We start from the raw sequence: 19,824 nt of genomic DNA, 5'->3' as shown, positions 1-19,824 counted from the left end.
TGTTTTATTCAGATTGCGACGGGGTGTCTTCGTATTGTGACCGGCGCAGATCGTTGATCATCGCCTTGGCCAGCGACACACACATCAACAACAGCACAAGGCTGAAGGGCAGGGCGCCGATGATCATCGAGTTGGTCAAAGCCTCAAGCCCGCCGCCGCCCGCGATCAACAGCGTTCCGATCACCAGGGTCAGCAACCCGCCCCAGAGGATGCGATGGGTAACACTGGTATCTTCGGTGCCGCCTGACATGATCGTGTTCATCACCAGAATGCCCGAGTCCGCCGAAGTGACCAGGAAGGTCATGGTCAGAACCACGCACATGAAGCTGATGATGGTCAGCAGATTGCCCAAGATCATCTGTTCCAGCGTCACAAACAGCGTCGCCGTGGTTGAGGCCGCAAGGATCGCCCCGTTGGCATCCCCGTTCAGTTCCAGGTCGATGGCCGAGCCGCCCAGGATCGTCATCCATGCGAAACAGACCAGCGACGGGGCGACGACTGCGCCAAAGATGAACTCGCGCACTGTGCGCCCGCGCGAGATGCGCGCCAGAAAAAGGCCGACAAAGGGGGAAAACGCGATCCACCACGCCCAGTAAAAGGTGGTCCAACCCGACTGCCAGTCGAACAGCCGCCCCGGTGTTCCCGCATCGTAGATGGCGGTTTTGGTGGCATCCGCCAGCGCGGCGGCCTCTCCGCTGAGGTCTGCGAGAAAACTGTCCTTGGTCCCCCATGCATCGGTCGCGCCGGGGAACAGCTCGGCCGCGAAAGGGACGGCCTCGGGGGGCAGGGCCGAGGCGAACTCGGCCTGCGACATCGGGGTATAGGCTTGCAGGCTGAGCGGGATAAAGTTGAGCACGTAGTCCAGCAAGGCCTGCCCGTAGGTCGTCATGGCAAAGGCAAAGGACCCGAACAGGATGAAGACAGCGAGCAGGATCAGCGACAGGATCAGATTGAGGTTCGACAGGTATTTGACCCCCCGCCCCACGCCAGACACGGCGGACAGGGTGGACATCAGCATCACCAGCGCCAAAGCCGAAATCAGCCCGGCGGTGGACGGTTTCATCACGCTGCCCGCGGTCTCCATCAGCCATTGCCCGCCGGTGATCAGGAAGGCCCCGTCGACAAGCTGCGACACGCCGTAGCCGATGGTCACGGCCACGCCAAGGATGGTGGCCACAACGCCCAGAATGTCGATCACATGGCCCGCGATACCGTTGGAATATTCGCCCAGCAAAGGCGTCAGGGCGGAGCGGATCGTCAGTGGCATGCCTCGGGTATAGGCGTAGTAGGCAAGGCTGAGCCCCGTCACCACATAGATGGCCCAGGCGTGAAATCCTGTGTGCAAAAAGGTATAGCGATAGGCCCCCTGAATTGCGTCCTGGCTTTTTGAGGCGACCTCACCCGAGACGGTCAGGGGGTTGGTTTCCCACAATCCCAGCGGCTCAGCGGTAGCGTAAACCATCAGACCGACGCCCAACCCCGCGCCGAACATCATGGAAAACCAAGAAAAATTTGAGAATTCGGGCCGTTCATCCTCGGCCCCCAACCGCATGCGCCCGGTGGCGGGAATGACGGCGACGAGGAATAGAAAAAACGCAAACACCGCGACGGAGATGTCGTAAAAGACGTTGAACTCGGCCAGCAGACCGGATTTCCAGGATCGCAGCGTGTCATTGGCTGAAAGCGGCCAGACCAAGGCCCACAGAACCAAGAGCGATACAGTGATTTTGCTGACCAGAGCAATCGGCAGGCTATAGCCTTTGTAAAACCCGGTCGACTGCCTTTCGATTTTGAGGTCTGTAAATGGCTCTTCCAGCGACATATTTCTTCCGGCCCAGCTCGGTTCCTGCGTCTTTTGCCCCAAAGTTGAGCATCTGGGAAACGCCGCGCAACTGCAACCGTTTTCAGCGCAACTCCTGTCCACAAGGGCATCGTTCCGGCTTGTCAGTCGCCGGGTTCCGGGGTTTGGTGGGGTCAGGCGCAAACAGAAAAGACGGCGGGTCATGAAACTGGAATTCCATCACATCAACTATGTGTCTGATGACGTCGAGCGATTGCACGACTTCTATACGGATGTTTTGGGGTTGCAGGACATTCCGATCGAAAACTTCCCAAGGTCCACGGCGACGGACGAAACCGGATACAACGGCAAAATCCGCTTTGCCACGGACGGGGCGATGCAGATGCATCTGGCCGAGAGGAACCTAGATGTGGCCTTCAAACATGGTGAGGCGATCAACCCGGTCGAACGTGGCCACATCGCCTTTCGCACCGACGATATCGAGGCCTTCAAGCAGATGCTGGACGACAAGGGCGTGCGCTATTCGGATTACGGCACCGCCTTTGCGAAAGAGTGGCACCAGATCTTCTTTCACGACCCCGAGGGCAATATCATCGAGGTGCATCAGGCGGTTTGACCCTGCAACCGGTGCGCCAAAGTAAGGGAATGACATGAAACAGGCTCTGATTGTGGTCGATGTTCAGCCGTGTTTCGATCCGCCGCACTGGCTGGTCGATCGCTGTCAGGCGCTGGCCTCGGGCATGCCGTCGATTGCGACCGTCCACCGCTATGATGAGCAGAAGGTGCCGTTTTATCGCCAGATCGGGTGGACGCCGCGCTCGGTGGATGACGGGCTGGTCGGGACGGATCACGTTGTCTACAAATTCGGGTACAGGCCGCCGGAAGAGGTGATCTCGCTTTTGCAAAGCTGGCAGGTGGACCGCGTTCTGGTCTGCGGCATTCAGGCCGAATGCTGTGTTCTGGCGGCGGGTTTCGCCCTGTTTGATGCGGGCCTGCAGCCGACCATTGTTGCGGATGCGGTCGCAGGCTCATCGCTGGATCGCAGCGGTAAGCTGGGGGTTGACCTGTGGCGGCATCACTTTGGGCAGGTGGTCGACAAGCACTCTGACCTGTTGCCGAGCCCTTGATCCCCGGCCAAACGGGGCGTCGGATCGCTGGCTAGAACCGGTAGGTGGCCCCAATGACCGGGCCTGACTGATCGAATTTGAAGTTATTGCCGTCAATCTCGTGATCGAACGAGATGTAGCGATAGCCACCCCGGATCAACCAGCGCTCGTTGATCGCGTAGTCGGCTGTCACCAGCACCTGCCATGTTTCGCTGTCGCTGCGAAAACCGCCGTAATCCACGAACCCTGTTGCGGACCATCGATCTGACAGTGCAACCCGTGCCCGAAGACCAATCACCGGATCGGTCCAGTTTTCATCCACGGAAACCGAGCGCCCCGGCGCGGTTCCCGGCAAAACGTCAAAGTCAGTCTCGGTTCTGAACCAGCGGAAGCCAGCTGCGACATCCACATTGGTGGTCGGGGTTTGGTAGACCCGGTATCCGAGATACCCGCTGAAGAACTGTGTGGTTAGTGAGGTTCTGAGCCCAGAACTCGTCGGGCCGGGCGTATCGTTGCTGAACGACAGGTCGGTGTAATTGTAGTCGGCCAGCAGGGACCATCGCCCGTTGGTTGCCGAAAACGCGCCCATGAAGGCCAGATCGAGGTTCTCGAGAGCGTCGGAAAAGCTGAGCGTGCCGTCCAGTGTGCCCACCGGCGTCGCCAGCGAGACATCCGTTTCCGGCATGAACAGATAGAGCGTCGCCTCGTAAGACCACTCGGACTGCTGGGCCGATGCAAACGTGCCCGTTGCCGCAAAAACCGCTGCTGCGACCGCTGCTCTTTTGGAGATTTTTCCGGTCATTTTGTCCCTCCGGCTTGATTGTGCTGTCCCGCCCCTTCTCGCAACCGGGACAGTATGCGTTATGGGAACATTAACATCAAAAAATTCGCATAAGTGCTAAATAGTTTAGTCTGACGCTCGCATGACTTCACTTGGAAAAGATGGGCCGTTTGCTAGTTGCGACGCAGCTCCGTCACCAGATGATCAATCAGCGCCCGGATCCGCGCGGTCAGATGGCGGTTTGGCGGATAGGTTGCGTAAAGCCCCAGAACCTTGGCCTCTTGCGCCTGAAACAGTAATTGCAGGCTGCCCGCGTCCAGAAACGGCTGAGCGGTGTAAAGCGGCACGCGGCCCACGCCCATACCGTCAGCCGCCATGTTGGCCACAGCGCGGGGCGAGTTGGCGCGGAAATTGCCTGCGACGGTGACTGTAAATTTGCCGTCCGGCCCTTTGAATTCCCACTGGTCCACGTTGTTCCCGGTGGCCTGCAGCAGACAGTTGTGCCGGGTCAAATCCGCCGGGAGTTCGGGTGTGCCAAACCGGGCCAGATAATCAGGCGAAGCGCAGCAGACGATCCGCATGTCCGTCAGCTTGCGGGCCACAAGGGTCGACTCTTTCAGCGCGCCGAAGCGGATGGCCAGATCGTACCCCTCATCCACCAATGAGACGTGGTGGTCCGACAGATGCAGTTCGACCGAGACCTTGGGATGCGCCTGTTGAAACGGTTTCAGCAGATGCACCAGTTGGGCCGAGCCATAGCCCGTGGGGGCTGTGATCCGGATACCGCCGGCCAGATCGGTTTGCTTCTGCTGGACCAGCCCTTCCAGCTCGTCAAACTGGTCCAGCAGGGGCAGGCAGCGGTCGAAATAGGATTTCCCCGTGTCGGTCAAGGTGACGCTGCGCGTGGTGCGGTGGAAAAGCTGCGCGTTCAGCCGTTCCTCTAGCTGAGCGACATATTTGCTGGCCAGCTTGGTGCTGATCCCGACCTGCCGCGCCCCCTCGGTGAACGAGGCATGGGTGGCCACAGCGGCAAAGGTGCGCATTCCGGTGATGGTATCCATTATCTACACATTTTTCATAGTCATTGAATGAAAAGGTATATTATCGCCATTGGGCGGGCAAGCTAAGTTGGGACCCAAAGACAGATTCACCACAGCACTTGCAAAGGGACCCATCCGATGTCTGACACCATCCGCATTCACAGTTTTCCGCTGTCCGGCCACGCGCACCGGGCTGTTTTGTTCGCCAATCTGGCGGGCATCGACCATGAGGTAACTGATGTCGATTTGGCAGGCGGCGCGCAGAAACAGGACGATTTTCTGGCGCTGAACCCGGCCGGACAGGTGCCGGTTCTGGAAGACGGCGACGTGGTCGTCTCCGACAGCAACGCAATCCTCGTCTATCTGGCCCGCAAATACGCGCCCGCCTATCTGCCAAGCGATCCGGTGCTTGAGGCCGAGGTTCAGAAGTTCCTGACCCTCGCCGCTGGTGAGATCGCGTTTGGCCCCGCCGCCGCGCGTCTGATCAACGTGTTCAACGCGCCGTTGGACAAGGCATTCACCCATGCGACGGCGGCTAAAGTGCTGGGCAAGCTCGAGGCGCATCTGAACGGGCGCGAGTGGCTGGTTGGGGATGCGCCGACCATCGCCGATGTGGCGATCTACAGCTACACGGCCCACGCGCCCGAAGGTGACGTGTCGCTTGAACCTTACCCGAATGTCCGCCGCCTGCTGGCCAATATCGAGGCGTTGGACGGGTTTGTTCCGATGCCCAAAACCGCAGCCGGTCTGAACGCCGCCTGACGCCGCCAAAAAGATGTGCCAGCCGCAAGGGCGCGGCTGGCCCACCCATTTGCGACAAGAGGCCCGCCATGATTGCGCCGGTAGCGAAAGACATCTCAGTGTTTCACGAGGGTGAGCAGATGATGCAAAGGCGGATCGGCAAGCGCGCGGATATGGAGAAGCTGGGCCGCGCGGTCATCCGGCCCTACATGCCCGACCAGCACCGTGCGTTTTTCGAGCAAATCCCGTTTCTGGTTCTGGGAAGCGTGGATGAGGACGGCTGGCCCTGGGCTTCGATACTGCCGGGCAAGCCTGGGTTCATCGGCTCGCCGACCGACAGGCGGTTGACTGTGGATGCAAATCCCGATGCGGCGGACCCGCTTGATGCAGCGCTGAAAACGGGGGCTCCGATTGGGGCGCTGGGGATCGAACTGCCCACGCGGCGGCGTAACCGGGTAAACGCGACTGTGGGCGAAATGACCGCGACCGGGTTTTCTCTGGACGTGGTGCAGTCCTTTGGCAATTGCCCGCAATATATTCAGACCCACGATATCCGGTTCGTCCGCGACCCGCATGCACGGCAGCCAGTGCAGGTCGAGCGTTTGGAACAACTGGACAAGGCCGCGCGCGAGGCGATCTCTGCCGCCAACTCGTTTTATGTTGCCAGTCACGCGCATACGCCCGGGCAGGCTTTTGCGAGCGGCGTCGATGTCTCCCATCGCGGCGGACGGTCGGGCTTTGTCAAAGTGGAGGGCGACAGCCTGCTGGTCCCGGATTTCGCCGGGAACAACTTCTTCAACACGCTGGGGAATTTCCTTCTAACCTCGCGTGCCGGGTTGTTGTTTCCCGACTATCAGACCGGTGATCTGCTGATGCTGACCGGGGCGGTTGAGGTGCTGGACGAAAACCACCCCGACATCGCGGCGTTTCAGGGTGCGGACCGGGCATGGCGGTTCGAACTGGACCACGGGTTGCGCCTGAGCGACGCTTTGCCGTTTCGTGGCGAGCTGCAGGATTATTCGCCCAACAGCCTGATGGCGGATGACTGGCCAAGGGCCGAGGCGCGCGTGCAGGCCGAAACGCAGCGGTCCGCGTGGCGGTCGGTTCGGGTTGCCGGGATTCAGGATGAAAGCGAGACCATTCGGTCTTTCACGTTTGAGCCTACGGATGATCTGCCGCTGCCGCCGTTCGAGCCGGGCCAGTTCCTGACGATCCGGGTGCAGCCCGACGGGCAACGACCTCTGACCCGGACCTATACGGTGTCCTCGGCACCGGGCGAGGATGGGTATCGTATCTCGGTCAAGCGTGAGCCCGGCGGTTTTGTCTCGAACCATGTGCACGACAGGTTTACGGTCGGGGATCGGGTCGAGGTCAAGGCTCCCAAAGGCCGGTTTGTCTTCGACGCAAGGGCCGCGCGGCCCGCGGTTCTGCTCGCCGGAGGGGTCGGGATCACCCCGATGATGTCGATGGTGCGCCATGTGCTGAGCGACCCGCAAAACCTGCGACCTCTGACGGTGTTCTATGCCGCGCGGACAACTGGCCAGCGCGCCTTTCATGCGGAACTGCGCCAGGCCGAGGCGGTCAGTGAGGGACGTATCCGTTATCTCTCGGTCATTGGACGGCCTGACGAGGGGGATCAGGTGGGCGTGGATTTCCATGCCGAGGGGCGTATCAGCCCGGATCTGATCCGCGAGACGCTGGCTTTGGACGACTATGAATTCTACCTCTGCGGCCCGCCCGGCTTCATGCAGGCGGTCTATGACATGCTGCTGGGGCTTGGCGTGCGGGATGACCGTATTTTGGCGGAAAGCTTTGGTCCAGCGTCGCTGAACCGGCGCTTGGACGTTGCAACAAAGGCATTCGAGCCAGAGCCCGAGGCGCGATCCGCGACAGTGACCTTCACGGCGTCCGGCAAAACCGCCGAGTGGCAAGCGGGTGGTACCACGCTTCTGGAATTGGCCGAGGCGCAGGGTCTGACCCCGTCCTTTTCCTGCCGGGGCGGTTCCTGCGGCAGTTGCCTGACCCGCCGGATCGCAGGGAAGGTTGCATATCGGACACCGCCCACACCGGACCATTCCGCAGATGACGTTCTGCTGTGCTGCGCCGTTCCCGCCGCAGGGACAACTGACCTGAAACTCGACCTCTGAGACCTGTGCAAAAAGGATGACCGATATGAAAACCCGCCCGCCGCTGCCGCCCTTCACCCGCGAGACCGCGATCGAAAAGATACGGTTGGCTGAGGATGGCTGGAACAGCCGTGATCCAGCCAAAGTGGCCAAGGCCTATACGCTGGACACCAAATGGCGCAACCGCGTGCATTTCGTCACCAACCGACAAGAGGCCGAGGCTTTTCTGACCGGCAAGTGGATACGCGAGAATGAATACCGGCTGATCAAGGAGCTTTGGGCGTTCACCGAGAACCGGATTGCGGTGCGCTACGCCTATGAATGGCGCGATGACAGTGGCAACTGGTTCCGGTCTTACGGCAATGAGAACTGGGAATTTTCCCCCGACGGCCTGATGCAGAACCGTCATGCCAGCATCAACGATCTGCCCATTCGGGAAGAAGACCGTCTGTTTCGCTGGCCGCAGGGGCGACGCCCGGTTGATCATCCGGGCCTGTCCGAACTTGGACTGTAGCCGGAAAACGGGACCGGCGCGCGCCGGTCCCTGCTTATCTGATCAAACGCCCTCGGCCCGCTCCAGTACGGTGCTGTAGGCGATACCGCTGCGCAGGCTGCGGAAATCAGCATAGATCTTGCCGTCTTCGATCCGGGCGTCGATCAGGCCGTTGACTTGGCGTTCGGGGCCGGTCCGGGTTTCGATCATGGCGATGGTGCCGGACCCGTCCTGATTGAACGTGCCGGTCACCTGCGCTTCGCCCCAACGGTCCGAGCTGGCGCGGCTCCATTTGCTGGTGCCCCAGAATACATTGTCCTGCTGTTCCTTGATCTCAAGCACCCACTCGGATTCGTTGAATCGCGGGGCACCGTCGCTGTGTTCGTTGGGCAGGCCGACCACGGTATGGTTGCCGCTCCAGACGCCGGTCAGGTCGGGCGTTGTGTCGGCAGAAGCGTGGGTCGAAAGGGCAAGGGTGCTGGCCAGGGCGGCGGCACCGATCAGTTTGGCTCTGGTCATGATTTCCTCCGTTTCCTTTGCATAGATGTTGGAAGCGGAGCGGGAGATTGCTATGGCCGGGCCCGATTATAAAGGAATGTTCATCTGCGCTTCATGGGCGGCTTGATCAGTCCGACGGCAGCGGCGGCAGTGCAGGGATCATCTCGTCCAGAATGGCTCCGGCCTCGTATCCCAGCAGATCGACCTCCATCCGGGCGGGGTCGCCAAAGGCCCATTGGCCGACAAGCCGCTGCATCCTGACATAGCCCGCGTGTTTTGCCAGCGCGTCGGTCCCATGTGCGTTTTCGGCAAACAGCACCTGCCCGCCGGCGACTTTTTCCGGCATCACGCGTTCCAGATACAGCCGGACCACGTTGACGTTCTTCACGCTCGATCCGCCGTGGTGCAAGATATACATCTTGTCCCAGTCCTGCTTGGTCATGGCCGCCCGCGCGTCCGAGACCGCCTTGTGCAGCGCCGTCAGCTCGGCCCGCGCGGTCTGGCGCATGTTTTCGGCCCAGATCGGGCGCATGTCGTTGATGGCTTTGGTGACCGCCTCGCGCGTGATCTGGTCTTTGGTCAGGGCGTCGGTGACAAAGCTGCGTGCGGTGTTCAGCATCTGTTGCTGGCCGGTCAGTAGCTCTGGAGACAGGCCGAGGTCTTCAAGGGCTGGCAGAAGCGTGTCGATCTGGGTCGCGATTTCCGAGAACTCCATTTTCCAGCGGTCACTATCGGTCGCATCCTCGGGCCACGGGGTCACCGCGCCGATGATCCCCAGCAGGACGTGCGAGGTGGATTTGAGGTTCTGATACAGCGGCGCGTTTCTGGTATAGCTGGCCTCACCGTTTTCCGAGATCACCGTGACGTCACGGGCGATGACCATGACGGGCCGCGTTGCCTCGGACAGTTGGTCCTGACCGCGGTGGAAGATCGACAGCATCGCTTTGTCGAACGTTTGGATCGCGGCCTCTGCGTCGCTTTGATTGGCGGAGGCTGGGGCCGTGCAGATCCAAAGGCTCAGGCCAATTGTGGCGGCTAAATCCATGCCGCGCCGGAGAATTGAGTTTTGCATATCCCACCCCCTGAACTCGGTTCGCCTGGGCATGATACCGTGTTCGGGGCTTTGGCGCGAATGTCAGGTTTGGACTATCCAAGTACCATGTCGCCGGGCAATGAGTGCGACACGACGCGTCGGGCGTTGGGGATGTCATTGGCAAGCGCGCGGTCTTTGGCCGCGTCGGGCGTCAGGCCATGCGACAGCCACCTGTCCGTCAGCCGGGTTTCGAGGGTCTGCAGATCGACATCCAGAAACACCCGGACCGACCACAGGCTTTGCAACTCGGCCCAGCCGGGTTCATCCAGCAGCAGGTAGTTGCCTTCGACCAGAACGATCCGTTGGTCTTTTGTGACGATGGAGCGGGCGGCGATGGCTTTGTCCAGATCACGGTCAAATTCGGGGACGGCAACATCGTCTTCGGTCTTCAACCGGATCAGAAGCGCATGGAAACCCGCAACATCGAAGGTTTCCGGCGCGCCCTTGCGGTGCAGCATGTCGCGCGCGGTCAGGATGGCGTTGTCGTAGTGAAACCCATCCATGGACAGCAGACCGGTAGGATGCCCGCGCTGGTTCAGCTCTGCCTGCGCCAGTGCCGCGACCGTCGACTTGCCCGCACCCGGCGGGCCGGCCACAGCCACCAGATGCCGCCCATGCTGGGGCGGCAACGCGGCGGCGGCATCGGCGATCCGCTCTGCCAGCGTTGTGGGAGAGGCGGCGTTGTTACTCACGCCGCCTGATCCTCGGCGGGCGGTTCCTTGGCGCCGGTCATGAAGGCCACGGCGTCGGACATGGTGTAGTCCTTGGGGTCGATCACGCAGAGCCGTTTGCCCAGGCGGTGCACGTGGATGCGGTCGGCGACCTCGAACACATGGGGCATGTTATGGCTGATCAGGATGATCGGGATGCCGCGCGATTTTACGTCGAGGATCAGTTCCAGCACCCGGCGGCTTTCCTTTACCCCTAAGGCGGCGGTGGGTTCGTCCAGAATGATGACCTTGGATCCGAACGCCGCCGCGCGGGCCACGGCGACGCCCTGCCGCTGGCCGCCCGAAAGCGTCTCGACCGCCTGATTGATGTTCTGGATCGTCATCAGGCCCAGTTCACTCAGCTTGTCGCGGGCGAATTTCTCCATCGCCGGGCGGTCGAGCATGCGGAACACGGACCCAAGCGGGCCTTTGCGGCGAATCTCGCGCCCCATGAACATGTTATCGGCAATGGACAGGGCAGGGGACATGGCGAGCGTCTGATAGACGGTCTCGATCCCGGCCTCGCGCGCGTCGATGGGTGAGTGGAAGTTCACCTTGTGCCCGTCGAGCCAGACGTCGCCCTCATCCGGTGTGACCGCTCCTGACACCGCTTTGATCAGGGTGGATTTGCCTGCGCCGTTGTCGCCGATTACCGCAAGAATCTCACCGGGCATAAGGTCAAAGTCGCACTGGTCCAGCGCCGTGACCTTGCCGTAGCGTTTCACAAGGTTTCGTCCTTTGAGAATGGGTTCCATCACGCGGCTACCTTTCTGATCCACTGGTCCACGGCAACGGCTGCGATGATCAGGATGCCGATCAGCAGGAAGGTCCACTGCGCATCCGCGCCCAGCAGGCGTAGGCCCAGAGTAAACACGCCGACAATCAGGGCTCCGAACAATGACCCGAGGATCGAGCCGCGCCCGCCGAACAGGGAAATGCCGCCGATCACAACCGCCGTGATGCTTTCGATATTGGCCAGTTGCCCCGATGTGGGCGAAACAGACCCGATCCGGCCAATCAGCGCCCAGCCCGCAAACGCGCAAATCAGGCCCGATAGCATGTAGACCGACATCAGCGTGCGGTGCACGTTAACGCCGGAAAGTTCCGCCGCCTCGGGATCGTCCCCAACCGCATAGACATGGCGGCCCCAGGCTGTGTGCCGCAGCGCGTAGGCAAGGCCGAGGATCAGTACCAGCATGAAGATCACGCCAACGGTGAAGACCGCGCCGCCCACGTTGAATTTGGCCCCGAACAGCTGGAGGATCGGCGCGTTGTCCTCGATATCCTGTGAGCGGATGGTTTCGTTTTGTGAATACAGGAAATTCGCCGCCAGAACGATTTGCCACATGCCCAGCGTCACGATGAAAGGCGGCAGTTTGATGCGGCTGACAAGGAATCCGTTGACGGCCCCGATGGCAGTTCCGACCGCCAGCCCGCACAAGATCGCGACCGAGGGCGGCAGGCCGTAGCGAAAAGTGAACTGCCCCATTACCACCGAGGACATTACCATGATCGCCCCGACGCTCAGGTCGATGCCCGCTGTCAGGATCACAAGGCTTTGCGCCGCCGCCACGATACCGACGATCTGCACCTGCTGCAGGATCAGGGTCAGCGCGAAGGGTGAAAAGAACTTGGCCCCAAGCAGAACGCCAAAGATGACGATCGCGGCGACAAGGACGATCAGCGGCACGAGGGATGGGTTGATATGCAGAAAATGCTGTATCGTCCCGACGAAGCCTCGATGGTGATCGTCAAACTCGGCGACCTGTTCCGGGCTGCCCTGCGCGGCGGCCTCGAAATCGTCGGATTTCCCGGAAGTGTCGGACATAGAGAATCCCCCATGCGTCAAGCGCCCGTCTTGGGATCACTTTAGCAAGAAATTTGGGTGAGCAGGCAGTTTGGGTCAGGAGGCCGCCTTGGGCAGCCTCCCGCACACTCAGCTTAACCCCAGCAGAGGTCCATGCCTTCTTTGACCGAGATCGACTCGACGCCATCGGCGGCCTTGTCGGTCACAAGGGCCACACCGGTGTCATAGAAGTCTTTGCCCGGTGTGTTTTCAGGCTTCACGCCCTCATCCGCCCATTTCTTCACGGCCTCCACACCCAGCGAGGCCATCAGCAGCGGATATTGCTGCGAGGTTGCGCCGATCACACCGTCCGCAACGTTCTGAACACCGGGGCATCCGCCATCGACCGAGACGATCAGCACGTCATTTTCACGCCCGATGGCTTTAAGCGCCTCATACGCGCCAGCGGCGGCCGGTTCGTTGATCGTGTGCACAACGTTGATGGTCGGGTCCTTGGCCAGCAGGTTCTCCATCGCGCGGCGGCCGCCCTCTTCGTTGCCTGCGGTGACGTCACTGCCGACAAGGCGTGGGTCATCCTCGTCCCCGATCACATTGGGGTCGGCCAGCTCAACGCCGAAGCCCTGCAGGAAGCCCTGATTTCGCAGAACGTCCACGGTCGGCTGGCTGACCGCCAAATCCAGCGTGGCGATCTTGGCGTCATTGGCCGCATCCCCCAGCGTGGCCTTGGCCCACTGGCCGATCAGCAATCCGGCAAGGAAATTGTCGGTGGCAAATGTGGCATCTGCCGAGTCGATGGGTTCAAGCGGCGTGTCCAGCGCGATCACCAGAAGCCCCGCATCCCGCGCCTGTTCCACGGCGGGGACAATCGACGAGGTATCCGACGCGGTCAGCAGAATGCCCTTAGCGCCGTCCAGAATGCAGGTCTCAATCGCTTGGACCTGAGTTTCGTGGTCGCCATCCACCTTGCCCGCAAAAGCTTTCAGGGTCATGCCCAGTTCTTCCGCCTTGGCGGTCGCGCCTTCTTTCATTTTAACAAAGAACGGGTTGGTGTCCGTTTTGGTGATCAGGCAGACGGTTTCGCCCGCTGCCATCGCGCCACCGGTTCCGGCAGCCAAAGCCAGCGCTGCTGCGCCCGCGAGGTTCGCAAGTTTCATCTGTAGTCCTCCCATTTTCTCCCATGCCCGTGCGGGCATACGGGTGATCGGGCGGAAATCGACCCGACCCCACAAGAAAATCATCCCAAGATTCGAAATCTGAGTCAATAAATAAATCACTCTTAATTATTATTGACAGAGATTGGCGATTTTCCCATTCTTTAAGACAGGGAGGGGCAAATTTGTCTGCCGATACAACACAGGACAACACCCCGTCAGAACCGGTTTCGGGCGTGCGGGGCACCAACCAAAGCGGCATGCGCGCGCGCAATGAACGCCTTGTGTTGTCCCTTGTGCGCAGGCATCAGGCGCTGGCCAAATCCGAGATCGCGCGGATGACAGGCCTGTCAGCGCAGACGGTTTCGGTGATCATGCGGCAGCTTGAAAAAGACGGTCTGTTGCTGCGTGGTGAGCCGGTGCGGGGCAAGGTCGGGCAGCCCTCGGTGCCCATGCGGCTGAACCCCGAAGGCGCGCTGTTCTTCGGGCTCAAAATCGGGCGGCGCAGCGCTGAATTGGTGCTGACGGATTTTCTTGGCAATGTCCGGCAGCGCGCTCGGCGCACCTATGATTATCCGACCCCGGACGCGACGCTGGAGTTTGCAAACGAATATCTGGGGCAAATGATGTCCGGCCTGTCGCCCACCGCGCAGACGCGAGTGGCCGGGCTGGGGATCGCGATGCCGTTCTATCTGTGGAATTGGGCGCAAACCCTGCAAGTACCGCAGGCGAAAATGGACCCTTGGCGGGAGACGGATATCAAGGCCGCTCTAGAGCAAACTTGCGACATCCCGATTTTCGTGCAAAACGATGCAACAGCCGCCTGTGGGGCCGAACTGGTCTTTGGTCCGCAGGAAGGGCCACGGGATTTTCTGTATTTTTACTTGGGGTATTTTATCGGCGGCGGTGTGGTCCTGAACGGCTCGATCTTTTCGGGCCGGGGAAATGCCGGGGCGCTTGGGCCGATGCTGGTTCCGACCGGGTCGGGGCTGGTGCAGCCATTGATTGACGTTGCGAGCCTTTACACGCTGGAACGCTCTGTCGCTGCGCGCGGGCAGGGGGCTTTGGTCTGGGAAACGACCGAGCATTGGGACGTGCCCGAGCCGCTTTTGAGCGACTGGCTGGATCAGGCAGCCCATGGGCTGGCCCATGCGATTGCGTCCTCGTGCAGTGTCATCGACTTCGAATGTGTGAAGATTGACGGCTGGCTGCCGCTGCCCGTCAAGGCGCGGCTGATCGAGGCAGTCACGGCCCGGCTGTCACAGTTGAACCTGACGGGTCTTGAACGTCCGATGATTGCCGCCGGCACGGTTGGCCCCGATGCGCGCTCGCTTGGCGCGGCCAGCCTGCCCTTGTCCGAGCGCTATCTGGTTGAGGCGTGACCTTGTCGCTGGAAATGTAACGGGTGGGGCCGAACCCTCTTTCCCTCCCTGAAACGGCTGGCTAAGAAACCCCTCCAGCCCAGTGTCAGGAGGACCCCTTGAACCGCATCGCCCGCACCATCGCCACCGAAATCAACGCGCGCCCCGAACAGGTCAGCGCGGCGGTCAACCTGCTGGATGACGGGGCCACCGTGCCCTTTGTTGCGCGCTACCGCAAAGAGGTGACGGGCGGGCTGGACGACACGCAATTGCGCACCCTGTCCGAGCGGTTGGTTTACCTGCGAGAGCTAGAGGCGCGGCGCGAGGTGATCCGGAACTCGATCAAGGAGCAGGGCAAGCTGACCGACGATCTGGCCAGATCCATCGCGCAGGCCGATACCAAGGCGCAGCTTGAAGATATCTATCTGCCCTACAAACCCAAGCGCCGCACCAAGGCGATGATCGCGCGGGAAAACGGGTTGGAGCCACTGGCGGATGCTATCCTCGGCGACCGCAACGCTGACCCCGAGGGCTTGGCGGCAGGCTATGTGTCTGATGCGGTGCCGACGGTGAAAGACGCCCTGAACGGCGCGCGGGATATTCTAACCGAACGCCTGACCGAAAACGCCGCCCTTCTGGGTGAATTGCGTCGTTTCATGCAGCGCGAAGCGGTACTGAGCGCGCGGGTGATCGAAGGGAAAGAGAAAGAAGGCGCCAAGTTCAGCGACTATTTCGACCATTCCGAACTGTGGTCCGGGGTGCCCTCGCATCGGGCGCTGGCGATGTTGCGCGCGTCGAAAGAGGGGATTGTGACGCTGGATATTGCGCCGGAACCGGAATTCGGCGCGGCGCGGGCCGAAAACATCGTGGCGGCGCATCTGCAGACGCGGGGCAGCGGGCCGGGTGACGTGTGGCTGCGTAAAGTGGCGGGCTGGACATGGCGGGTGAACCTGTCGCTGTCGATGATGGTCGAGTTGATGGCCGATCTGCGCAGCCGGGCGCAGGATGAGGCGATTCAGGTCTTCTCGCGCAATCTCAAAGACCTGCTGTTCGCCGCCCCGGCTGGCGCGCGGGCCACGCTGGGTCTGGACCCGGGTATCCGGACCGGGGTGAAGGCGGCTGTGGTAGACGCGACTGGCAAGCTGGTTGCAACCGATACGCTTTACCCGTTTCAGCCCAAGAACGATTTGCGCGGCGCGCAGGCGGCGATCCTGAACCTGATCTCGGCCCACGAGATCGAGCTGATCGCCATCGGCAACGGCACCGCCAGCCGGGAAACCGAACGGATGGTCGCGGACACGCTTGGCCTGCTGCCCAAATCGGTCAAGGCCCCGACCAAGGTGGTGGTGTCCGAGGCGGGTGCCTCGGTCTATTCAGCCTCGGAACTGGCGGCGCGGGAGTTTCCCGATCTGGACGTCTCGCTGCGTGGTGCGGTGTCGATTGCCCGTCGCCTACAGGACCCACTGGCGGAACTGGTCAAGATCGAGCCGAAATCCATCGGTGTCGGCCAGTATCAGCATGACGTAGACCAGCACCGCCTGTCGCAATCACTGGACTCGGCGATTGAGGACGTGGTGAACGCAGTGGGTGTTGACCTGAACACAGCCTCGGCCCCTTTGCTGTCGCATGTCTCGGGCCTCGGGCCGTCGCAGGCCGAGGCCATTGTTGCCCATCGCGACTTGAACGGGCCGTTCAACTCCCGCAGCGACCTGCTGAACGTGGCGCGGCTTGGTCCGCGTGCTTTTGAGCAATGCGCGGGCTTTTTGCGTATCCGCGATGGGGCCGAGCCGCTGGATGCGTCCTCGGTCCACCCCGAAGCCTATGATGTTGCGCGCCGAGTCGTTGCGGCCTGCGGGCGCGATATCCGGCAGATCATGGGCCATGACGGGGCGCTGAAACGGCTGCGGGCCGAGCAGTTCGTCGATGACCGGTTCGGCCTGCCCACGGTGCGCGATATATTTGCCGAGCTTGAAAAGCCGGGACGCGATCCCCGGCCCAGCTTCGTAACCGCCTCATTCACCGACGGGGTCGAGGACATTACAGACCTGAAGCCGGGGATGATGCTGGAAGGCACGGTCACCAACGTCGCGGCCTTCGGCGCGTTTGTGGATATCGGCGTGCATCAGGACGGATTGGTCCATGTCAGCCAACTGGCCGACCGCTTCGTCAAGGACCCGCATGAAGTCGTCCGGACCGGTCAGGTCGTCAAGGTCCGGGTGGTCGAGGTGGACGTGCCCCGCAAACGCATCGGGTTGAGCATGCGAAAGAACGCAGGGGCGAACCGCCGAAAAAACTGACAGATACAGATCTCTTCGGGCACCTTGTGCGTCTTGTCACGCCATTGTTAAGACGATGCTGCATAGCAGCATTGACGCAGCGGTGTTGGAAATTGACATTTTATAGTGATATTTGCCGTCCGCACGACGGATCGCCAGAAGGGCGCGGCTCGGCGTGGGTTCGATTGAAGAAAGGCGGGCAGGCGTCCGAAGGCGGGTAGAGCAAGACATGCAATATAAGAACAAACCCTATGACCGCCTGGAAATTGGCGACACCGCAGAATTGCTACGCAGCTGTTCCGTTGACGATTTCTATGTGTTCGCCAACAACTCCGGCAATCACAATCCGCTGCATCTGGCGAACCAAGACGGCGACGGCGACAACATCCCCGAGGCCGTCGCGCCCGCCATGTTCGTTGGCGCGCTGATCTCGGCCGTGCTGGGCAACATCCTGCCTGGGGCGGGCACGTTGTACAAATCGCAGAACCTCGAATTCTCGGCACGCGCCTATGCGGGGGATGAACTTTTGTCCAAGGTCACAGTCCTTGAAAAGCGCCCAAACCGCGAGGTTCTGTTCGACACAAGCGTCTCTCGCGTCTCGGACGGGGCTGTGATTGTCAGCGGTCAGGCGGTCGTGATCGCGCCGGAAAAGGAGATGGTGTTTGCCGAGCTGGACCTGCCCGGTCTGGTCGTCAAGCGGCACCGCCATTTCGATGCCCTGCTGGAAAAGGCCCATGCCCTGCCCGCGATGCCCACGGCGATTGTCGCCCCGGAAGAGCCGAACTCGCTGGGCGGGGCCCTGCTGGCCGCGCGCGAGACGATCATTCAGCCGATCCTCATCGGGGATCCGGACAAAATCACATCGGCTGCGGATGAGATCGGGGCATCGCTGGACGGGATCGAGATCGTCCCGGTGCGCGATCACTTCACCGCCGCGAACACGGCGGTGGATCTGGTCGCCGAAGGCCGCGCCAATGCGCTGATGAAGGGGCATCTGCATACGGATGAGCTGCTCAAGGCGGCGTTGCGGCGCGATAACGGGCTGCGGACCGGGCGTCGGTTCACTCATGTGTTCGTCATGGACGTTCCGGGCCAGCCGCGGCCTTTGCTGGTGACGGATGCCGCGATCAATATCGAGCCCGATCTGGAAACCAAAATCGATATCACCCAGAACGCGATTGATCTGGCGCTATCGCTTGGGATCGAGGAGCCTCGGGCCGGGGTGCTGTCAGCGATTGAGACCGTGAACCCGGCGATCCGGTCGTCGGTCGATGCAGCGCTGTTGTCGAAAATGGCTGAACGCGGCCAGATCAGAGGGGGTCTGGTGGATGGCCCTCTGGCCATGGACAACGCCGTCAGCCTGGCGGCGGCGCGCACCAAGGGGATCGTGTCGCGGGTCGCCGGGCAGACCGATATTCTGGTGGTGCCCAATCTGGACGCGGGCAACATGATGGCCAAGCAATTGACGTTTATAGCAAATGCGGAAGGGGCCGGGGTGGTGATGGGAGCGAAGGTTCCGATCATCCTGACCAGCCGGGCGGATGATGACAAGGCGCGGTTGGCCTCATGCGCCGTCGCCGCGCTGCACGCGGCGCGCCTGTCGGCAATGGCAGGAGGGATCAGATGACCCATGTCGTCACGTTGAATGCGGGATCGTCATCGCTGAAATTCGGCCTGTTCGAATTGGGCGGGTCGGACCCGGTTGCGGTCTGCACCGGGATCGTCGAACGGATCGGTGAATCCGGGTCGACCCTGCGGGTCAAAACAGCGGGCGGCACGGCCCTTGCCAATGACGCAGCCGGAGAGATACCGGATCATACCGCCGCGCTGGACTGTGTGCTGGGCGTGCTGGACCGGGCATATCCCAATTGCAAGGTAGAGGCCGTCGGCCACCGCATCGTCCACGGCGGGCCGGATGCCACAACTCCCCTGCCGCTGACGGCGGCGTCGATCGAGGCGCTGGACAAGCTTTCCCCCTTTGCGCCGCTGCATCAGCCGCACAATTTGGCCGGCGTCCGCGCGGCGATGCAGCGCTTCCCAAACGCGGCGCAGATCGCCTGTTTCGACACCGCCTTCCACCGCAATCACCCGTGGGAGAACGACGTTTTTGCACTGCCGCGCGAGTATTATGACAAGGGCGTGCGCAGATACGGGTTTCACGGACTCAGCTACGAATATATCTCGGGCCATCTGGCCGAAACCGCCCCTTTGCTGCATGCGGGCCGGGTCGTTGTTGCGCATCTGGGCAACGGCGCGTCGATGTGTGCGATGATCGGTGGGCGGTCCGTGGGCTCGACCATGGGGTTCTCGGCGCTCGACGGCCTGCCGATGGGCACCCGATGCGGGCAGCTTGATCCGGGCGTTCTGCTCTACCTGATGGATCAGGAGGGGATGAGCGCCGCCGAAATCTCGAACCTGCTGTTTAAGAAATCCGGGTTGCTGGGGCTGTCGGGCCTGTCGAATGACATGCGCACGCTGGAGCAGGCCGACACCAAAGAGGCGCGGCAGGCGATCAGCTATTTCAATTTCCGGCTGCAGCGGGAATTGGGCGCGATGACCGCTGTTCTGGGGGGGATCGACGCGCTGGTGTTTACCGGTGGAATTGGCGAGAATTCGCGGCTTGTTCGTGAACGGGTTTGCACCGGAATGGGCTGGCTGGGTGTCGAACTAGACCCGAATGCCAATGCGGATAATGAAAAGATCATCTCGACCGATCTGTCCCGGGTGGCGGTCATGGTGGTTCCCACCAACGAAGAACTGGTCATCGCCCGTGCCGCAGCCGATCTGATGGCTGTTGAAACGCCCGAGTTTCGTAAGGGAGCATAGGGGACGTCCTCGAA

At 61.4% G+C, this 19,824-nt stretch carries 18 protein-coding genes; 9 read left to right on the top strand and 9 right to left on the bottom strand.

What is annotated here, in order from left to right:
* Nucleotides 1-4: 4 nt before the first annotated feature.
* Nucleotides 5-1,822 (bottom strand): BCCT family transporter, encoded by a 1,818-nt coding sequence (locus ACR0JN_RS15885; protein ID WP_480887025.1) that lies wholly within the window; start codon nucleotides 1,820-1,822, stop codon nucleotides 5-7.
* Nucleotides 1,823-2,003: 181 nt separating this feature from the next.
* Here ACR0JN_RS15885 and ACR0JN_RS15880 point away from each other — a divergent pair, with 181 nt between their 5' ends.
* Nucleotides 2,004-2,417, top strand: coding sequence for a VOC family protein (locus ACR0JN_RS15880; protein ID WP_480887024.1), 414 nt, complete (start codon nucleotides 2,004-2,006; stop codon nucleotides 2,415-2,417).
* A gap of 34 nt (nucleotides 2,418-2,451) precedes the next feature.
* Nucleotides 2,452-2,928 carry a cysteine hydrolase family protein gene (locus tag ACR0JN_RS15875; RefSeq protein WP_480887022.1) on the top strand — a complete coding sequence of 159 codons (477 nt, stop codon included), beginning with the start codon at nucleotides 2,452-2,454 and terminating at the stop codon, nucleotides 2,926-2,928.
* Nucleotides 2,929-2,959: 31 nt separating this feature from the next.
* Here the strand turns inward: ACR0JN_RS15875 and ACR0JN_RS15870 are convergent, their stop codons facing one another.
* Together ACR0JN_RS15870 and ACR0JN_RS15865 are read right to left on the bottom strand one after the other, a co-directional pair.
* Nucleotides 2,960-3,709 carry an outer membrane protein gene (locus ACR0JN_RS15870; protein ID WP_480887019.1) on the bottom strand — a complete coding sequence of 250 codons (750 nt, stop codon included), beginning with the start codon at nucleotides 3,707-3,709 and terminating at the stop codon, nucleotides 2,960-2,962.
* 152 nt (nucleotides 3,710-3,861) lie between these two features.
* Complete coding sequence (locus ACR0JN_RS15865) at nucleotides 3,862-4,749, bottom strand: LysR family transcriptional regulator (RefSeq protein WP_480887017.1); 888 nt, start codon at nucleotides 4,747-4,749, stop codon at nucleotides 3,862-3,864.
* Between the two features lie 117 nt (nucleotides 4,750-4,866).
* Here ACR0JN_RS15865 and ACR0JN_RS15860 point away from each other — a divergent pair, with 117 nt between their 5' ends.
* The 3 genes from ACR0JN_RS15860 (at nucleotide 4,867) to ACR0JN_RS15850 (ending at nucleotide 8,109) form a co-directional block, all read left to right on the top strand.
* Nucleotides 4,867-5,490: a glutathione S-transferase family protein gene (locus ACR0JN_RS15860; protein WP_480887013.1), complete on the top strand. Its 624-nt coding sequence runs from the start codon at nucleotides 4,867-4,869 to the stop codon at nucleotides 5,488-5,490.
* Nucleotides 5,491-5,558: 68 nt separating this feature from the next.
* Complete coding sequence (locus ACR0JN_RS15855; RefSeq protein ID WP_480887011.1) at nucleotides 5,559-7,616, top strand: 2Fe-2S iron-sulfur cluster-binding protein; 2,058 nt, start codon at nucleotides 5,559-5,561, stop codon at nucleotides 7,614-7,616.
* A 25-nt stretch (nucleotides 7,617-7,641) separates the two neighbouring features.
* A complete protein-coding gene (locus tag ACR0JN_RS15850; RefSeq protein ID WP_480887010.1) occupies nucleotides 7,642-8,109 on the top strand; it encodes a nuclear transport factor 2 family protein in 468 nt (155 codons plus the stop codon).
* A gap of 42 nt (nucleotides 8,110-8,151) precedes the next feature.
* On the opposite strand, the gene ACR0JN_RS15845 is transcribed toward ACR0JN_RS15850, so the two are convergent.
* The 6 genes from ACR0JN_RS15845 to ACR0JN_RS15820 all read right to left on the bottom strand — a co-directional run bounded on the left by ACR0JN_RS15845 (nucleotide 8,152) and on the right by ACR0JN_RS15820 (nucleotide 13,350).
* Nucleotides 8,152-8,607: a hypothetical protein gene (locus tag ACR0JN_RS15845; protein ID WP_480887009.1), complete on the bottom strand. Its 456-nt coding sequence runs from the start codon at nucleotides 8,605-8,607 to the stop codon at nucleotides 8,152-8,154.
* A gap of 106 nt (nucleotides 8,608-8,713) precedes the next feature.
* Entirely contained in the window at nucleotides 8,714-9,658 is a 945-nt protein-coding gene (locus ACR0JN_RS15840) for a hypothetical protein (protein ID WP_480887008.1), read from the bottom strand.
* Between the two features lie 74 nt (nucleotides 9,659-9,732).
* On the bottom strand, nucleotides 9,733-10,371 hold the full coding sequence (locus ACR0JN_RS15835; protein ID WP_480887005.1) for a nucleoside/nucleotide kinase family protein: 639 nt from the start codon (nucleotides 10,369-10,371) through the stop codon (nucleotides 9,733-9,735).
* Nucleotides 10,368-11,144, bottom strand: a complete 777-nt coding sequence (locus ACR0JN_RS15830) for an ATP-binding cassette domain-containing protein (RefSeq protein ID WP_480887003.1) — start codon at nucleotides 11,142-11,144, stop codon at nucleotides 10,368-10,370. The genes ACR0JN_RS15835 and ACR0JN_RS15830 overlap by 4 nt, the downstream gene beginning before the upstream one ends.
* Nucleotides 11,144-12,217 carry an ABC transporter permease gene (locus ACR0JN_RS15825; RefSeq protein WP_480887001.1) on the bottom strand — a complete coding sequence of 358 codons (1,074 nt, stop codon included), beginning with the start codon at nucleotides 12,215-12,217 and terminating at the stop codon, nucleotides 11,144-11,146. Before ACR0JN_RS15825 ends, ACR0JN_RS15830 begins: the two co-directional genes overlap by 1 nt.
* 113 nt (nucleotides 12,218-12,330) lie before the next feature.
* Nucleotides 12,331-13,350 (bottom strand): substrate-binding domain-containing protein, encoded by a 1,020-nt coding sequence (locus tag ACR0JN_RS15820; RefSeq protein ID WP_480816289.1) that lies wholly within the window; start codon nucleotides 13,348-13,350, stop codon nucleotides 12,331-12,333.
* Nucleotides 13,351-13,532: 182 nt separating this feature from the next.
* Here ACR0JN_RS15820 and ACR0JN_RS15815 point away from each other — a divergent pair, with 182 nt between their 5' ends.
* The 4 genes from ACR0JN_RS15815 to ACR0JN_RS15800 all read left to right on the top strand — a co-directional run bounded on the left by ACR0JN_RS15815 (nucleotide 13,533) and on the right by ACR0JN_RS15800 (nucleotide 19,810).
* Entirely contained in the window at nucleotides 13,533-14,729 is a 1,197-nt protein-coding gene (locus tag ACR0JN_RS15815; protein WP_480886999.1) for an ROK family transcriptional regulator, read from the top strand.
* Between the two features lie 98 nt (nucleotides 14,730-14,827).
* Complete coding sequence (locus ACR0JN_RS15810) at nucleotides 14,828-17,005, top strand: Tex family protein (RefSeq protein WP_480886997.1); 2,178 nt, start codon at nucleotides 14,828-14,830, stop codon at nucleotides 17,003-17,005.
* 208 nt (nucleotides 17,006-17,213) lie between these two features.
* Nucleotides 17,214-18,611 carry a bifunctional enoyl-CoA hydratase/phosphate acetyltransferase gene (locus ACR0JN_RS15805; protein WP_480886995.1) on the top strand — a complete coding sequence of 466 codons (1,398 nt, stop codon included), beginning with the start codon at nucleotides 17,214-17,216 and terminating at the stop codon, nucleotides 18,609-18,611.
* Nucleotides 18,608-19,810, top strand: coding sequence for an acetate/propionate family kinase (locus tag ACR0JN_RS15800; RefSeq protein WP_480886992.1), 1,203 nt, complete (start codon nucleotides 18,608-18,610; stop codon nucleotides 19,808-19,810). Before ACR0JN_RS15805 ends, ACR0JN_RS15800 begins: the two co-directional genes overlap by 4 nt.
* Nucleotides 19,811-19,824 lie beyond the last annotated feature (14 nt).

Source organism: Ruegeria sp. G12, from assembly GCF_056533565.1.
The sequence above is the reverse complement of the archived record's forward strand: the minus strand, read 5'-3'. Positions and strand labels throughout refer to the sequence as shown.

Bases quoted from the DNA above. Each gene is read 5' to 3' on its own strand.
- ACR0JN_RS15885 (WP_480887025.1), bottom strand. From the start codon at position 1,822: ATGTCGCTGGAAGAGCCATTTACAGACCTCAAAATCGAAAGGCAGTCG.
- ACR0JN_RS15880 (WP_480887024.1), top strand. From the start codon at position 2,004: ATGAAACTGGAATTCCATCACATCAACTATGTGTCTGATGACGTCGAG.
- ACR0JN_RS15875 (WP_480887022.1), top strand. From the start codon at position 2,452: ATGAAACAGGCTCTGATTGTGGTCGATGTTCAGCCGTGTTTCGATCCG.
- ACR0JN_RS15870 (WP_480887019.1), bottom strand. From the start codon at position 3,709: ATGACCGGAAAAATCTCCAAAAGAGCAGCGGTCGCAGCAGCGGTTTTT.
- ACR0JN_RS15865 (WP_480887017.1), bottom strand. From the start codon at position 4,749: ATGGATACCATCACCGGAATGCGCACCTTTGCCGCTGTGGCCACCCAT.
- ACR0JN_RS15860 (WP_480887013.1), top strand. From the start codon at position 4,867: ATGTCTGACACCATCCGCATTCACAGTTTTCCGCTGTCCGGCCACGCG.
- ACR0JN_RS15855 (WP_480887011.1), top strand. From the start codon at position 5,559: ATGATTGCGCCGGTAGCGAAAGACATCTCAGTGTTTCACGAGGGTGAG.
- ACR0JN_RS15850 (WP_480887010.1), top strand. From the start codon at position 7,642: ATGAAAACCCGCCCGCCGCTGCCGCCCTTCACCCGCGAGACCGCGATC.
- ACR0JN_RS15845 (WP_480887009.1), bottom strand. From the start codon at position 8,607: ATGACCAGAGCCAAACTGATCGGTGCCGCCGCCCTGGCCAGCACCCTT.
- ACR0JN_RS15840 (WP_480887008.1), bottom strand. From the start codon at position 9,658: ATGCAAAACTCAATTCTCCGGCGCGGCATGGATTTAGCCGCCACAATT.
- ACR0JN_RS15830 (WP_480887003.1), bottom strand. From the start codon at position 11,144: ATGGAACCCATTCTCAAAGGACGAAACCTTGTGAAACGCTACGGCAAG.
- ACR0JN_RS15825 (WP_480887001.1), bottom strand. From the start codon at position 12,217: ATGTCCGACACTTCCGGGAAATCCGACGATTTCGAGGCCGCCGCGCAG.
- ACR0JN_RS15820 (WP_480816289.1), bottom strand. From the start codon at position 13,350: ATGAAACTTGCGAACCTCGCGGGCGCAGCAGCGCTGGCTTTGGCTGCC.
- ACR0JN_RS15805 (WP_480886995.1), top strand. From the start codon at position 17,214: ATGCAATATAAGAACAAACCCTATGACCGCCTGGAAATTGGCGACACC.
- ACR0JN_RS15800 (WP_480886992.1), top strand. From the start codon at position 18,608: ATGACCCATGTCGTCACGTTGAATGCGGGATCGTCATCGCTGAAATTC.